Origin of the sequence: Phocaeicola fibrisolvens (assembly GCF_025567125.1) — a bacterium.
Lineage (GTDB): Bacteria > Bacteroidota > Bacteroidia > Bacteroidales > Bacteroidaceae > Phocaeicola > Phocaeicola fibrisolvens.
The window spans coordinates 111,300-127,594 of sequence record NZ_JAOQJI010000007.1 but is presented as its reverse complement, the minus strand read 5'-3'; the positions used below and the strand labels follow the sequence as shown (position 1 = coordinate 127,594).

Sequence of the window (16,295 nt, the reverse complement as noted above, 5' to 3'; positions counted from 1 at the left end):
GGCGGCAATTGGTTTTCCCAAGAATAAATCGTAAATTTGCCAGAGAATAAACGGAGGAAAGACGATGAAAGAAGAAGTGATTGAACTGGATTCAGTGGAAAAATACAACCGGCTCTTCGGGCTGGAGACCCTGCACCCGATGGTCAGCGTGGTCGACTTGTCGAAGGCTACGCGGTGGCCGCAGGAGTTTAAAGTCAACTATGGGGTGTATGCCCTGTTCCTGAAAGAAATCTGTTGCGGAGACATCACCTACGGACGCCAACCCTACGACTACCAGGAGGGGACGATTGTCTGTTTCGCCCCGGGCCAGGTGGCCTCTTTCCGCATGAAGGAAGGCACACTGCCCCAATGCCACGGACTGCTGTTTCATCCGGATTTTATCCGGGGCACGCAGCTGGGAAGGGACATCAAGCATTACTCCTTTTTCTCCTACGAAACCCGCGAGGCGCTGCACGTGTCGGAGGACGAACGGCGCACGGTGATGGACTGCCTGCAAAAGATTGACACGGAACTGCGACGCCCCGCCGACAAGCACAGCCGCCGCCTGATTACGGCCAACATCGGACTGCTGCTGGACTACTGCATGCGCTTCTACGAACGGCAGTTCACCACGCGCGAGGCTTCCAACAAAGACATCATCGTACGCTTTGAACAGTTGCTCGATGAGTATTTCGACAGTCCGGCACCGCAGGAAGAGGGACTGCCTACGGTGAAATACTTTGCGGAGAAGGTTTTCCTCTCACCCAACTATTTCGGCGACATGATCAGCCGGCAGACGGGACGGACGGCCTCGGAATACATTCAGGGAAAGGTGATTGAAAGGGCGAAGGAAATGCTGCTTTCCACCACCAAGCCCATGAGCGAGATTGCCTACAGCCTGGGCTTCCAGTACCCGCAGCACATGAGCCGCATGTTCAAGCGGCTGGTGGGACACACCCCGAACGAATACCGGAGCCAGTGCGGATAAACTTATCCGTACAATATTTCTCTGATTGATTTATCACACCCCGGTCCCGGCCTCTGGCTGGGACTTGTTGTTTCCGCCCTGCCCGCTCTCGGCATACTTGGAAGGGGAAACGCCGAACATGTCCGTAAAATGCTTGCGGAAGGTAGGCAGGTCGTTGAAGCCTACGCGCTCGGCCACTTCCGTCACCGAGAGACTGGTTTCCATCAGCAGCAAGGCGGCCTTGGTCATACGGATGTGGCGAATCAGTTCCACGGCCGAAAGGTCGGTATGCTGCTTCAGCTTGCGGTAGAGGGTGGCAAGGCTCATGTGAAGTTCCCCAGACAGCACCTTGACATTGAAATCGGGATTGCTGACATTCGCCTCGATGCAAGCCCACACCTTCTGCATAAATTCGCTTTCCGTGCTTTCCGGTTTCTCCGTCGAAGCTGACGCGGCAGACGACGCATGCAGCAACGTACGGGTGTAAATCTGTTTCAGACGACGGCGCATGTCGAGCAGACAGGCTATCTTGGCCAGCAGCACTTCCGGATTGAACGGCTTGCGCAGGTAGTCGTCGGCTCCCCGCCGGGAGGCTTCCACGCTGTCTCTGTCCTCGGCCTTGGCGGTGAGCATCAAGACGGGGATGTGGGCCGTTTCCTTCCGCTTGCGCAGTTCGGCACAGCAGGTGAACCCGTCCATCACAGGCATCATCACATCCGACAGCACCAGGTCGGGCACCTGCTCCACGGCAATCTTCAGACCTTCTTCTCCGTTTTCGGCCTCCAGCACCCGATACTGCTTCCGCAACAATTCACACAGGTAGTGACGCATGTCGGTATTGTCTTCAATTACAAGTACCGTCTGGCGGGCGGCAGACAACTTTTCCTCCTTCGCCTCTGCAACATGTTCCGATGTCGCAGGGAAAATCATTTCCGGCACAACAGAGGAGACTTCTGGAGCAACGACGGCCTCTGAACTTTCTTCCCATGTACAGTCGTCTTCACTGAAATGCGATTTTCCTTCGGGCAGGTACACACAGAACAGACTGCCCTTGCCCGGCTCGCTGTCCACGGTGACCCGTCCGTGATGCATCTCCACGATGTGTTTCACGATTTTCAGGCCAATACCCACATGCGTAGAAACAGCGGGTGCTTCCTTTCCCGTCACGAAGGGGTCGAAGATATGCTGCAGGAGAACACTATCAATGCCTTTTCCGGTATCGCTCACCGACAGACAGCAGAAATATTCCCCGTCTATTTCTTTCCGTTCCACCTTCAGACGGATTTTCCCTCCTTCCGGCGTGTATTTGAACGCATTCGATATCAGGTTCTGCACCACCGATGAAAGTTTCTCCCGGTCGGCCCATACTGGCACACAGTCCGGCGCCAGTTCCCAGGCGTAATCTATCTTCCGTTCGGCAGCCAGCGACTGGAACCCCTGCGCCACATCCACCAGCAAGGCTTCCACATCCACCTGCGACAGACAGAGCTTCACCATCCCGGCCTCTGCCTTCTGGATGTAAAGCAGGCGGTCGGTCAGGGTATGCAGCCCTTCGGCGTACTTGAACATCATGGACAGCTTGGCATAGAAAGGATGCGAAGTGGGTGTCTTGTGCAGGAGCTCACGCAAAGGAGCCAGTATCAGGGTAAGCGGGGTACGCAGCTCATGAGCCGCCATCGTGAAGAAATCTTCCCGCTCCTTGCGAAGCTCGATTTCCTTGTTGCGCTCCATGTTCACCGTAAACAGTTCGTGCTCCAGCCGCAGTTCATACTGCACGCGCTTTTCTTTCAGCCGAACCCGGTGGATATAGACCAACAATATTCCCATCAGTCCGAGAGTGGCCAGCAGACGGAACCACCAGGTCTCGCTCCAATGCGGGTCGACCACAATGTCCAGGCTGCTCACCTCTCCCTCGCTCTGGTCTTGAAAGACCGTCTTCACCTGAAACGTATATTCTCCCGCAGGCAGACGGTCGTAGGAGATTTTGTCTCCCTCGTCGGCCATAATCCATTCCTCCTGATACGGGTACAGGCGGTACAGGTATTTCTGAAGCTTGTGCAGGTAAAGCAGGTTGGAGAACGAAAGCGAGAAGTTCCGGTTGGCATGGTTCAGGTGTATCCCTTTCGTATAGAGCAAGGAGCGCGACAAGATCACCTGCCCGTTCACATGCTCGCCAATCTGCACCGACGTATGGTTGACTTCCAGGTCGGTGAACACCACCCTTCCCTTTTCGATGGGATAATGAAAGCGGAGCCGAGAGGGACGGAAATAAGTCAGCGTGCTATGGTTGCCCCAAAACAGGAAATCCTTTCCGAAGAACACAGAACGGTTGCTGCCCGAGATATAGAAATTGTAGAACGACTGCAAATGGCGGCTCAAGCGAGAGATTCCGGAATTGGAGCCCACCCACAAGGAATGGTCGCCGTCTTCAGCCAAAGCGGTCACGAAATTACTGCACAAGCCCTCCTCGGTGGTGTAACGACATACAATGCGGTCTGCTTCTGGTGAACATACGCCGAGTCCGTTGCCGGCATACCCCACCCACAATTTCCGGTCGCTTCCCCATAGGAGTGCCCGCACTTCCACGTCCGTTACCGGCATGCCTGCTTCTTTTTCATAACCAGTATGCGAGCGCATCACCCGGTTTCCTTCCATCGTGAGGCGCAACAGGCCGCGAGCTGTACCTAGCCACAACGTGTGGGCATCACTACGAGCCAATGCCCGTACATGCACACGATTGGAAATCTGGGAATTCTTCCATTCCACCTTCACCGAAGTTCCTTTACGGAGATTCACGCGGTAAAGTCCGCTGCTGGTACCCGCCCAGGCCTCATTTTCCGACAGAGGCAACAGGCTCCACACCTCTGGTGATTTTCCTTTTTCCGGAACAATTTCCACCACCTGCCAGCTGCCGTCCTCTCCATAACGGAGCACTTTTCCACCCTGAGAGCCGAACCAAAGTCCGCCACGGACGTCTGCGGCACTGCACAACACGGTACGTACCACCGCCACGCCCGGTTCCACCGAGCGGAAATCCACGGGCACAGCCGCATCAAAAGGCCGCGTGCTGCGCAGCAGTCCCTTGTGGAAAGTGGCCAGCCAGAGGTAGCCTTCCTTATCCATCTGGATACCGCACAGTTCATTGGAATGTGCCTGTGCATATTGCTGATAGAAAAGCTGGCGCAGGTCAGAAAACAGCACGCCCCCTCCTTCCGTTCCAATCCACAGCAATCCTTCGGGGTCATAATAGCCGGTCACCATGCGGGTCTCGATGTACTGGTTACCGCTGTTCTCGAAAGAATGAAAAGCCCGCATCTTCAGTTCCCGCTCCGGGGTCAATGTAAGCAGCGTATAGCCGTTCCATGTCAAGGCCATGTAGCGGGAGTCCCCCAGGGGCAAAAGCTGGAACACATCGTTGTGCGAGAGCTGTTCGTTGCGGTTGGCCGGATTGTAGCGCCAGTGATGCATCACACGGGTGGTCAGGTCGTAAGCATACAGTCCGTCGCCGAGAGTCGTTATCCACAGAAAATTATCCCCCTGCAACGCCGAAGTAACCAGCACATCCAGCTGCATCGGGCGGACACAAAGCGTTTCCAGCCGCTTCTGCCCCCGGTCATAACGGTAAACCGTACCTTTCCGGCCTATACCATAAAGACTCTTCCCGTCTTCTCCCAGACAGAGCATCATAAGTTCCTGCTCCGATTCCACCTTGACCGTGGATTGCAAATGAACAAAGGCCGTATCTTCCCGGAAGGAAGCCGTAGACAAATCCATCTCCGAAAGTGTGTTTCCGGCCACTCCCCAGCAATGTCCGTCGCTGGTCGCCACGAAACGGGTAAAGTCCACAATCCTGTTCCGCTCCACATCCCAGAGAGAGAGAAACCTTTCCCACTGCTTGTCGAACAGAAACAGTGTCCGCTCCGAACGGACCAGCAAATAATCTTTGTTCAGTGAGACTACTTTCCCCACCGTGCGATGAAGGGCCTCCGTGATGCGGAAAGTCTTGAAATCCTGCCCGTCGTAGCGGCTCAATCCGCTGCTGGTACCAAACCAGATAAAGCCTTCGGCATCCTTTTCAATGGAATGAATGTCATTGTCGGCTATTCCGTCGTTCATGTTCAGCACCTGAAAATCTTTTTCCAGCAACCTTTGGGCTCCAGACGGAAGCACGATTCCGACAAAAAAGAGGACTATAAGTGTGTAAATTTTCATTCTTTAGATTTAGCCTAGTAAACAAATGCAAAGAAAACAAAAATCCGCTACAAAATGCCTTCTGAAAGTGAAAAAAACAGATTTTACCCCTAAAAAAGCGGTGATAAGAAGAATACCCCCCATTAATGCGACGTTTACCCACCGTGACTGAAACATTAAATTCATAGCTTTGCAAAAGGTGAAGACACCCAATTTGTTTAACCATCTAATTAACAACTTAATCTAAAAAGGAACCTTATGAAGACACAATTCATCACTCTGCTCATCGCAGTGCTGGCAGGTTTGCTACCGCTACACGCGCAACAGATGAGCATCTCCGGAATTGTCACAGACAAGAAGCTGAATGAACCCATCATCGGGGCGTCAGTAGTGATTAAAGGTACGACCAACGGCGGTATCACCGACCTGGACGGAAACTTCCAGCTCAACAACGTGGCTGCCGGGAGTACGCTGGTCGTATCGTACATCGGTTATCAGACATTGGAAATCCCGGTACAGAAAGGCAAGACCTCTTATCAGGTAGCCCTGTCGGAAGACACCCAGACACTCGACGAAGTTGTAGTGGTAGGTTTCGGTACACAGAAGAAAGTGAACCTGACCGGTGCCGTAGCTTCGGTGGACAACAAGAAACTGGAATCCCGTCCGGTCACCTCCGTAGGCCAGGCCCTGCAAGGTGTAGTTCCGGGTCTGAACGTCAGCATCCCGGATGCCGGCGGTAAGCTGGATGCCAATCCTTCTTTCAATATCCGTGGTACAGGTAACCTGGGAACAGGTTCCAGCGCTTCTCCCCTCGTGCTGATTGACGGTGTGGCAGGCGACCTGAACCAGTTGAACCCGCAAGACATCGACAACATCTCGGTATTGATGGATGCGGCTTCTGCTGCCATCTACGGTTCACGTGCTCCGTTCGGTGTCATCCTGGTTACTACCAAGAAAGGTAAGCAGGGTAAGACCAGCATTTCGTACTCCAACAACCTGCGCTGGTCTCGTCCGACCAACATCCCTGACATGCTGGATGCCTATACTTTTGCACAGTACTTCAACCGTGCCATCGACAACACGGGTTCCGGTGAAGCACACTTCTTCTCGGACATCACCATGGAACGTATCCAGCAGTACATGCGCGGGGAGATTACTACCACTGCCGACCCGTCTCTTTCACAGAACGGTAACTGCTTCGCCTTCAACCAGAACTCCAACGACAACCAGAACTGGCCTCGCAACTTCATCGACAAGACGGCTTTCGGACAAGAGCACAACGTAAGCCTGTCGGGAGGTAATGAAAAGATACAATATTATGTATCGGGTGCCTTCCTGAGCCAGGACGGACAGATGAACTACGCCAACGACAACAAAAAGCGTTACAATGCCAGTGCCCGCATCAGTGCGGAAATCACCAAATGGATGCGTCTGGAATTCAACAGCCGTTTCATCCGCGAAGACATCGGCATGCCGACCTTCCTGAAACTGTATGGCGACCGTTTCTTTGCAGAAACTACCAAGCTGCACCCCAACATGCCGCTTTACGACAACAACGGTCATTACACTCGTAACCCGAAACTGATGCAGCTGACCTCGGGCGGACGCTCCAATACACAGGACGACACTTACTTTACACAGGGTAGCCTGATTCTGACTCCGATGAAGGGACTGACCATTCACGGTGACCTGGCTCTGCGTACAGGCAGCTACGAACACCTTTACAATGTGGCCAGAGTGTATCTCTATGACAAAGAAAACAATCCGATTCCCGAACAATGGCTGGGTGGTGACGCCGACCTGGCAGCCGGAAAGACTTGGGCTTACAGCGAACAGCAGCGTGAAACGATGATTACCACTTCACTCTATGCCGACTACAGCCTCAATTTCCTGGAAAAGCACAACCTGAAAGTGATGCTCGGTATGAACAGCGAAAGCTACCGCTACAACAATGTATGGGCCAAACGTTCTGACGTGATGAACGACAACAATCCGGATGTCAATACTTCTACCGGTACACAGAGCAACGGCGCATACCGCGGTGAATGGTCATCATTAGGTTATTTTGGACGTTTGAACTACGACTTCGACGGACGTTACCTGTTTGAATTCAACATCCGCCGCGACGGTTCTTCCCGTTTCCGCGCAGACAGCCGCTGGGCTACCTTCCCTTCTGTTTCCGTAGGTTGGAACATCGCTCGCGAATCCTTCTGGGAACCGTTGAGCAAATGGGTCAACACCTTGAAACCCCGCTTCTCTTATGGTAGCCTTGGTAACCAGAACACCAACTCCTACTATCCTACTTATGCCATTCAGGCAGTCACAGTGGGCAGCCCGGATGCAGGCGGACGCTGGTTGCTGGATGCGGCCAACAAGTCGAACATTGCAAGCGCTCCAGGACTGGTAAGCTCCCTGCTGACTTGGGAACGTGTTTACAGCTACAACTACGGTGTGGACTTCGGCGCTTTCAACAACCGTTTGAGCGGTTACTTCAACTACTTTATCCGTGATACCAAAGACATGGTAGGACCGGCACAGGAAATCTCTCCGATTGTGGGTGCTTCGGCTCCGCAACGCAACAATACGTCTTTGCGCACCAAAGGTTGGGAACTCCAGCTGAACTGGCAGGACCGCATCGGTGAATTCAACTACAATGTAGCCTTCAACTTTTCTGATTCACGTACTAAAATTACGGAATACCCCAACGCCAGCAAGTCACTCTCCACTTATTACACCGGACAGTATCTGGGCGAAATCTGGGGATATGAATCAGTAGGCATGGCCAAGACAGACGAAGAAATGGCCGCACACTTGGAGAAGGTAGACCAGAACACCATTCCGGGTGTCAGCCTGGCTGCTTCAGGATGGAAGGCCGGTGACATGATGTATGCCGACCTGGACGGTGACGGAAAAATCACCAACGGCGAGAATACAGTAGACAACCCGGGCGACCGTAAGATTATTGGTAACTCGACTCCGCGTTTCCGCTTCGGTTTGAACATCGGTGCAGAATGGAAAGGCTTCGACCTGAGCATCTTCTTCCAGGGTGTGGCCAAACGTGACTATCTGTTGAGCGGTATGATTTTCTGGGGTGTAGACGGCGACGCATGGTCTTCTACCGGTTACAAGGAACACTGGGACTTCTTCCGTCCGGAAGGCGACCCGTTGGGAGCAAACACCAACGCCTACTATCCGCGTCCTCTTTGGAAATCTAACCAGAACCGCCAGAGCCAGTCGCAGTTCGTACAGAACGCTTCTTACATCCGTCTGAAGAACCTGCAAATCGGTTATACCCTGCCGAAAGCATGGGTTCACAAAATCGGACTGGAACGCGTCAGAGTATTCTTCTCAGGCGACAACTTGTGGACAGGTACTTCCATCAACAAGAACTTCGATCCGGAAGCATTGTATCAGAACGGTATGACTTATCCGTTGAGCCGTACCCTCTCTTGTGGCGTAAACGTAACTTTGTAAACTAACAAAAACAATCGATAATTATGAAACTGAAATATATATTCTTATTTTCAGCTACCTTGCTGATGGGAACCTCTTGCGCCGACTTTCTGGACAAAGAGCCTATCTCAGACAATGTAGACGGCAACTTCTTCACTGCCGAGAATCAGCTGGAACCTTATTGCAACAACATGTACGGTCTGCTGCCCGACCACGGGACGGGTACAGGAACCTTTGGATACTTCACCACGGACAATAACAGCGACGACATGACGACAATCGACCAGGTGGATAACTTCCTTCCTCAGCGCGTCCAGGTGCCGGCTACTGGCAGCTACGGCAGCTTCAGCACCATCCGTAACTGCAACCTCTTTCTGGCACGCACGGAAGAAAACCTGAAAAACGGGACGCTGAGCCCCGGCGCCAACGTGAACCATTACATCGGCGAAATGTACTTCTTCCGGGCTTACACCTACTTCAGCCTCCTGAAAGCATACGGAGACTTCCCTATCCTGACCGAAGTGCTGACCGACGGTGACTATGCTGCCAATGTGGAAGCCAACAAACGCAAGCCGCGCAACGAAGTGGCCCGCTTCATCCTGAGCGACCTGGATCAGGCCATCGACCTGATGTATCCCAAGTCAAACAGCTTCACTGCTCACCGTCTGAACCGCGAATGTGCCTTGCTGTTCAAGTCACGCGTGGCTTTGTACGAAGCTACCTGGGAAAAATACCATGCAGGTACGGCACGCGTTCCGGGTGGACCGGGATGGCCGGGTGATGCCGCTTCTTTCCATATCGATTTGAACAAGGAAATAGAATTCTTCCTGGACGAAGCTATCCAGTCGGCCAAAGAAGTGGGCGAAGGCTCCTCATTGACAACCGACTATGCCAGCCTCTACAACCAGACTGACCTGTCCGGACAGCGTGGCGAAGTGTTGTTGTGGCGTATGTATAGCGAAGATGCCAAGGTGCAGAACCAGGTGATGGGAGCTACCCACGGCTACGGTGCCATCGAAGTGGGCGACAAGACCTATATTTTCTCACACGGCGACAACACGGGTTTCACCCGCTCACTGGTAGACAGCTATCTGATGACCAACGGTCTGCCTATTTATGCAAGTGAGGGCGCTTATCAGGGCGACAAGAATCTGAAAAGCACCATGGAAAACCGCGACTTGCGTCTGGTGACTTCCGTGGCAAAACCCGGCGACAAAATCATGACCCTCAATGGGAAAGACATCATGTACCAGTACCCCGGACTGATTGCAGCCAGTGGCATCCGCGTGACCAGCACCGGCTACATTCCTCGCAAAGGATGGGCCGACAACAACGTGACTTACAACAGTGCCTATCCGCTGGCATTGCCTATCTTCCGTGCGGCAGAAGCTTACCTGAATTACATCGAAGCTTACTACCTGCGCTACAATACACTGGAAGATGCTACCCTCAAAAAATACTGGACAGCACTGCGTACCCGTGCAGGCGTCGATCCTGATTTCCAGAAGACCATCAACGCTACCGACCTGAGCAAGGAAATCGACCTGGCCCGCTATTCCGGAAAAGAACTGGTGGACGCAACACTTTACAACATCCGTCGCGAACGCCGCAGCGAACTCATTGCGGAAGGTATGCGTAAGGACGACCTGTATCGCTGGCGTTCACTCGACATGATGCAGAACTACTGGGTAGAAGGAATGAATTACTGGGATGAATTCCACACCGACTTCGAAGCTGCCTGCACTGCCTGCAAGCTGAACTATACGGCTCCTAACGATGCTTCCGTCAGCAAGTACCTGCGCCCGCAGGCAATGAACGAATTGGTCAAGAAGTACAACGGCTACTGCTTTGAAGAAGCCAACTACCTCTCTCCGCTGTCATACGATGTATTCCGTATGTCTACTCCCGAAGAAGGTGGCGATGTTTCTACTTCCGTAGTTTACCAGAATCCGGGATGGCCTGTAAAAGCAGGTAGCTATGCCAACCAGTAATGATAGAATTCTTTTAAATCTATTATAGAAATTGGTGTGCCAAGGATGAGGTGTTTTTCCTATCTTTGGCACACTTTTTCGTTTGAACGACATTCATTTGCCACCCTCCGGGGATATTTATTGATTATGAAACTGACACACCTACTCTACACTTCCGCCGCACTGGCCGCACTTCCGCTGGCTGCGTTCGCGCAGGGTAACCCCTCGCGGCCCAACCTGGTCTTCATCATGGCCGACCAGTTCCGGGGCGATGCGCTGGGCTGCCTGCAACAGGAGCCAGTGCAGACTCCTCATCTGGACCAGCTGGCGAGCGAAGGCATCCTCTTCACGGAGGCCGTGAGCAGCTATCCGGTATCCTCACCCGCCCGGGCCATGCTCATGACGGGCATGTATCCCATGGCCAACGGGGTGACGGGCAACTGCAATTCGCTGAACACGCCCTACGGGGTGGAGCTTTCTACCGAAGCGGTCTGCTGGAGCGACGTGCTGAAGCAGGCGGGATATGCCACAGCCTACATCGGCAAATGGCACCTCGACGCGCCGCATCCTCCCTACGTGGACACCTCCAACAACCGGGGGGCAGTGGCCTGGAACGAATGGTGCCCGCCCGAACGCCGCCACGGTTTCGACCGGTGGATGGCCTACGGCACCTATGACAACCACCTGCATCCGATGTACTGGGATACCTTGGCGGGCAGAGACGAGTTCCACTACGTGGACCAGTGGGGGCCGGCCTACGAAGCCGACCGCGCCATCGAGTTCATCCGCACGGAAAGCGTGCAGTCCGACCGCCCCTTTGCCCTGGTGGTTTCCATGAATCCCCCGCACACGGGCTACGAGCTGGTACCCGATGCCTACAAACGGCTGTACGACTCGCTCGACGTGGAAGCACTGGCCCGGCAGAAACCGTATATTCCAGAGAAAGGAACTCCCGAAGGCGACTATTTCCGGGCGAATATCCGCAACTACTACGCCTGCATCACCGGAGTGGACGAACAGGTGGGACGCATCGTACAGGCCCTGAAAGACTGCGGACTGTTTGAGAATACCCTCCTCGTCTTCACGTCCGACCACGGCGTCTGCATGGGCGGACACGGAGTGGAAGGCAAGAACGTGTTCTATGAGGAAGCGATGCGCATCCCGATGATATGCTGCTGGAAAGGCAGACTCCATCCGCAACGGAGCGACCTGCCCGTGGCCTTTGCCGACCTGTATCCTACCCTGCTCTCGCTGATGGGAAGGAAGGCGGAGATTCCGTCCACCGTGCAGACGCACGACTGGAGCCGGTATTTCCTGCAGGAACAGATTCAGACACCCGAAGACGCTTTCCAGCCTTATTACTACTGCGAACCCTCCGACCCCACTTCCGGACGACGCGGCATCCGTACCGCCCGCTACACCTACGTGGTGGATGTGCAGAAAGGGAAAGTGACGCAGACCTGGCTGTACGACCGGACCACCGACCCCGGCCAGCTGCACAACGTGGCGGAAAGCCAGCCGGCCCGCTGCGATTCGTTGCGCCAGACCCTCATCCAATGGCTCGGAAAGACCCATGACCCGTTTGTAAAATACTTGACACATTGAATATGAAAAAAACACTCTTTACCCTACTGATGCTGCTCGCCACCTGCGGTGCAGCCGTTCATGCCCGAAACACCGAACCCGAAGGACCGAAACCAGCTCCCCGCCAGATGAAATGGCACGAGGCTGAACTGGGCGTGGTATTCCACTACGACCTGCACGTGTTCGACGGACAGGTGTACGGACAAGGCAACAACCGTATCAACCCGATTGAAGACTACAACATCTTCCATCCCGACCACCTCGACACCGACCAGTGGATTCAGTCGGCCAAGGCGGCCGGCGCCAAGTTTGCCATCCTGACCGCCACCCACGAGACGGGCTTCGGACTGTGGCAGAGCGACGTGAACCCCTACTGCCTGAAGGCCGTGAAATGGCGCGACGGAAAAGGCGACATCGTGCGCGACTTCGTGAACTCCTGCCGCAAGTACGGCTTGCAGCCGGGCATCTACATCGGCATCCGCTGGAACTCCCTGCTGGGCATCCACAACTTCAAGGCGGAGGGCGAAGGCGAGTTTGCCCGCAACCGTCAGGCATGGTACAAGCGACTGTGCGAAAAGATGGTGAAGGAACTCTGCACCCGCTACGGCGACCTCTTCATGATTTGGTTCGACGGGGGTGCCGACGACCCGAAAGGCTTGGGCCCCGACGTGGAACCCATCGTGAACGAATACCAGCCCGACTGCCTGTTCTATCATAACGTGAACCGGGCCGACCTGCGCTGGGGTGGTTCGGAAAGCGGTACCGTAGGCTATCCCTGCTGGTCGAGCTTCCCCTACCCGTACAGCCACAGCAACGCCACCGACGGCGTGGCCGACCACAACAAACTGCTGGCCCACGGCGACCCCGACGGCAAGTACTGGGTGCCAGCCATGGCCGACACGCCCCTGCGCGGCTACAACGGACGCCACGAATGGTTCTGGGAACCGGGCGATGACGACAAGGCAGTCTATCCGCTGGAAAACCTGATGGAGATGTACGAGAAATCGGTGGGCCGCAACGCCACGCTGATGGTGGGACTCACTCCCAACCCCGACGGTCTGATTCCGGAGGGCGACGTACGCCGTCTGAAGGAATGGGGCGCGGAAATCAACCGCCGTTTCGGCCAGCCGCTGGCAGCCACTTCGGCCACTGGAAAGAAGCGGTTGTCGCTCTCGCTCGACAAGGCGCAACCCGTGAACTACTACCAGATTCAGGAAGACCTGAACGGCGGCGAACGCATCCGGGCCTACCGGGTGGAAGCAAAGGTGAACGGCAAGTGGACCACCGTGGCCAAAGGCTCTTCCGTGGGACACAAGCGCATCGAATCCTTCCCTGCCGTCGAAGCCCAATCCTTCCGGCTGGTGGTGGAGGAATGTACCGCAGAACCTCTCATCCGAAACTTTAGTGTGTATCACGTAACTGATTAATCTAAAAAAACATATTATGAACAAAAATCTACTCGCACTCCTGGGACTGGCTCCCATTCTTTCCCCGCTGAATGCCATGGCCAACGACCGTCCCGACCCGCGCCCGAACATCATCTTCTTCCTAGTGGACGACATGGGATGGCAGGACACTTCCCTGCCTTTCTGGACACAGAAGACCATGTACAACGAGCGTTACGAAACTCCCAACATGGAACGTCTGGCCCGCCAGGGAATGATGTTCACCCAGGCCTACGCCTCCAGCATCAGCTCGCCCACACGCTGCAGCCTGATGACCGGAGCCAACGCCGCCCGTCACCGGGTGACCAACTGGACCTTGCAGAAGGACAAGACTACTGACGCCCAGAGCGACGTGCTGCAACTGCCCGACTGGAACTACAACGGCATCGCGCAGGTGGAAGGCACGAACCACACCTTCGTGGCCAAGTCGTTCGTGCAGTTCCTCAAAGACAGCGGCTACCACACCATCCACTGCGGAAAGGCGCACTGGGGGGCCATCGACACCCCGGGAGAGAATCCCTGCCACTTCGGCTTCGAGACGAACATCGCCGGACATGCGGCGGGGGGACTGGCCACGTACCTGAGCGAACTGAGCTACGGACACGACGACAAGGGAAACCCCACCTCGCTCATGTCGGTGCCGGGACTGGAGCACTACTGGAAGACGGGCACGTTCATTACCGAGGCCTTGACGCAGGAAGCCCTGAAGGCCCTCGACAAGGCCAAGGCTTACAACCAGCCGTTCTACCTCTATATGTCGCACTATGCCATCCACATCCCAATTGACAAGGACGTGCGCTTCTTCGACAAGTACAAGAAGAAAGGCATGTCGGACAAGGAGGCGGCTTATGCGTCCCTCATCGAAGGCATGGATAAGAGCCTGGGCGACATCATGGACTGGCTGGAGAAGAACGGTGAGGCGGATAACACCATCATCCTGTTCTGCGGTGACAACGGCGGATATGCTACCGGCAAGGAATGGAGAGACGAACCGCTCTACACGCAGAATGCGCCCCTCACCTGCGGAAAAGGCTCGGCCTACGAGGGCGGTATTCGCGAACCGATGATTGTGAGCTGGCCGGGCGTGACGAAACCCAATACCCGCTGCGACAAGTACGTCATCATCGAAGACTACTATCCTACCATCCTCGAAATGGCCGGCATCACCGACTGGAAAGTGCCGCAGACCGTGGACGGCGTGAGCTTCGTACCCCTGCTCAAGCAGACCGGCGACCCGTCGGAAGGCAGAAGCCTCTACTGGAACTGTCCGAACCTGTGGGGCGAACAAGGCCCGGGCATCGGCGCCACCTGCACCGTGCGTCAGGGAAAATGGAAACTGATTTATTTCTACGAAACGGGGAAGAAGGAACTCTATGACATCCCGGCCGACATCAGCGAACAGCACAACCTGGCCCAGCAGCATCCGGAGGTAGTGAAAGCCCTCTCGGCCAACCTCGGAGAGTTCCTCCGCAGTTCGGGTGCCCAGCGTCCGTCGTTCAAAAAGACGGGAAAGCCCTGCCCTTGGCCGGACGAAATTGAATAACCTCCCGAGGCATAAGTTTCCTCCAAACAAAAATGACGTGTGGCAATCCTTTTCCGATAGCCACACGTCATTTTCGTCTGTCAGTCCTTCAGTCCCTTGAGGCGGACCTTTATCCGGCTGTATAGAAACAGCGGGAATTTCTTCCAGAACATCCTCGGCCAATAGTGCCTCCGCCGGACGATGCTCCACACCAACTGCAGCCGGTCTTTCGTTCCCCGGCCGGTTGTCTTCTTGAAATTTACGGCACCAAAATCGCCGTGTGCTGTCAGTTCTGCCGACATCCTCCGGACATACTTTTCTCTGGCTCCCTTCCGCCACCGGTCGATTCCGTCGAACGAAAGCCCCAGTTCCCGGTGTGCCACTTCGGTGAAGTCGGCCACGAAATGAGCCAGTCCCATCTTCCGAAGCTCGCGACACACCCTGTCCGTGTCGATATATGCATGGTAGTGATTCAAATAGGCTGCCCAGTCGCACAAATAACGGTAGCCGATTCCTCCAATCAGAAAATGCCGGGCGGCATGCGACAACAGCAGCAGACTTCCCATTTGAGCATCCGGTACCCTGAGCGTGACCCCGTCCAGCGTTTCGACCATCGCCATGCATTCCATCCCCACCCGGTTGGAGGTAACCACCATGCGCGGGTGCAACTCGATATGTACCCCCTGATAGTCGAAACTGTCATGGTGCGTCTTGTGGTCAATCGGACATCCCCATCTTCTCACCAGTTCCAAAGCCTTGTCAAAACCTTCGGGAATAAAGAGGTCGATGTCACCTGCCTGCCGTGACAGGGGCTTTGCATAACAGCATCCCACCGACAAGCCTTTCATCAGAACGGGTTGAATGCCCTCGCGGACAAACAGCGCATCAATCTCCCTCCATACTTCCAGCATTTTCCGGCTTCTGGCTTCTACATAGAGGTTCTGCCCTATCCATTTCCACAGCACGGCCTGCGGGGGTCTGTCCGCCTCCGGCAGACGGAACACAGCCTGTATGCAGACCCCGATGACGGTCTGTTTGCCGGCCATTCTGAAAATCTGCTGCCAGTCTGCTTCACCCAGCCCTTCCAAACAGCGGAAGTCCGGCTCGTGTCCCCACAAACCAGACCGCAGCAATTCCAGAAAAGCCTCCCTGATGCTTTCCTCCATATCCAGTTCCTCTTCCTA

Annotated in this window: 8 protein-coding genes; 6 read left to right on the top strand and 2 right to left on the bottom strand. The window is 54.9% G+C overall.

Annotated elements, in window-relative coordinates; translation table 11 throughout:
* The first annotated feature begins 64 nt into the window (after positions 1–64).
* Positions 65–967 (top strand): helix-turn-helix domain-containing protein, encoded by a 903-nt coding sequence (locus OCV81_RS04960; RefSeq protein ID WP_022354265.1) that lies wholly within the window; start codon positions 65–67, stop codon positions 965–967.
* Positions 968–1,000: 33 nt separating this feature from the next.
* Here the strand turns inward: OCV81_RS04960 and OCV81_RS04955 are convergent, their stop codons facing one another.
* A complete protein-coding gene (locus OCV81_RS04955; RefSeq protein ID WP_148328919.1) occupies positions 1,001–5,158 on the bottom strand; it encodes a hybrid sensor histidine kinase/response regulator transcription factor in 4,158 nt (1,385 codons plus the stop codon).
* Positions 5,159–5,395: 237 nt separating this feature from the next.
* Between OCV81_RS04955 and OCV81_RS04950 the strand changes: the two genes are divergently transcribed.
* From OCV81_RS04950 to OCV81_RS04930, 5 genes are all read left to right on the top strand, one after another.
* Positions 5,396–8,611 carry a SusC/RagA family TonB-linked outer membrane protein gene (locus OCV81_RS04950; RefSeq protein WP_148328916.1) on the top strand — a complete coding sequence of 1,072 codons (3,216 nt, stop codon included), beginning with the start codon at positions 5,396–5,398 and terminating at the stop codon, positions 8,609–8,611.
* Between the two features lie 23 nt (positions 8,612–8,634).
* A complete protein-coding gene (locus OCV81_RS04945) occupies positions 8,635–10,581 on the top strand; it encodes a RagB/SusD family nutrient uptake outer membrane protein (RefSeq protein ID WP_148328914.1) in 1,947 nt (648 codons plus the stop codon).
* 126 nt (positions 10,582–10,707) lie between these two features.
* Positions 10,708–12,165, top strand: coding sequence for a sulfatase family protein (locus OCV81_RS04940; RefSeq protein WP_148328912.1), 1,458 nt, complete (start codon positions 10,708–10,710; stop codon positions 12,163–12,165).
* 2 nt (positions 12,166–12,167) lie between these two features.
* Positions 12,168–13,571, top strand: coding sequence for an alpha-L-fucosidase (locus OCV81_RS04935; RefSeq protein ID WP_148328910.1), 1,404 nt, complete (start codon positions 12,168–12,170; stop codon positions 13,569–13,571).
* Positions 13,572–13,587: 16 nt separating this feature from the next.
* Complete coding sequence (locus OCV81_RS04930) at positions 13,588–15,132, top strand: sulfatase (RefSeq protein ID WP_148328908.1); 1,545 nt, start codon at positions 13,588–13,590, stop codon at positions 15,130–15,132.
* A gap of 80 nt (positions 15,133–15,212) precedes the next feature.
* On the opposite strand, the gene OCV81_RS04925 is transcribed toward OCV81_RS04930, so the two are convergent.
* Positions 15,213–16,277 (bottom strand): nucleotidyltransferase domain-containing protein, encoded by a 1,065-nt coding sequence (locus OCV81_RS04925; protein WP_148328906.1) that lies wholly within the window; start codon positions 16,275–16,277, stop codon positions 15,213–15,215.
* Between the last annotated feature and the right edge of the window lie 18 nt (positions 16,278–16,295).

What these genes read in the sequence shown, in the direction of transcription:
- OCV81_RS04960 (WP_022354265.1), top strand. Translation starts at nt 65, where the DNA reads ATGAAAGAAGAAGTGATTGAACTGGATTCAGTGGAAAAATACAACCGG.
- OCV81_RS04955 (WP_148328919.1), bottom strand. Translation starts at nt 5,158, where the DNA reads ATGAAAATTTACACACTTATAGTCCTCTTTTTTGTCGGAATCGTGCTT.
- OCV81_RS04950 (WP_148328916.1), top strand. Translation starts at nt 5,396, where the DNA reads ATGAAGACACAATTCATCACTCTGCTCATCGCAGTGCTGGCAGGTTTG.
- OCV81_RS04945 (WP_148328914.1), top strand. Translation starts at nt 8,635, where the DNA reads ATGAAACTGAAATATATATTCTTATTTTCAGCTACCTTGCTGATGGGA.
- OCV81_RS04940 (WP_148328912.1), top strand. Translation starts at nt 10,708, where the DNA reads ATGAAACTGACACACCTACTCTACACTTCCGCCGCACTGGCCGCACTT.
- OCV81_RS04935 (WP_148328910.1), top strand. Translation starts at nt 12,168, where the DNA reads ATGAAAAAAACACTCTTTACCCTACTGATGCTGCTCGCCACCTGCGGT.
- OCV81_RS04930 (WP_148328908.1), top strand. Translation starts at nt 13,588, where the DNA reads ATGAACAAAAATCTACTCGCACTCCTGGGACTGGCTCCCATTCTTTCC.
- OCV81_RS04925 (WP_148328906.1), bottom strand. Translation starts at nt 16,277, where the DNA reads ATGGAGGAAAGCATCAGGGAGGCTTTTCTGGAATTGCTGCGGTCTGGT.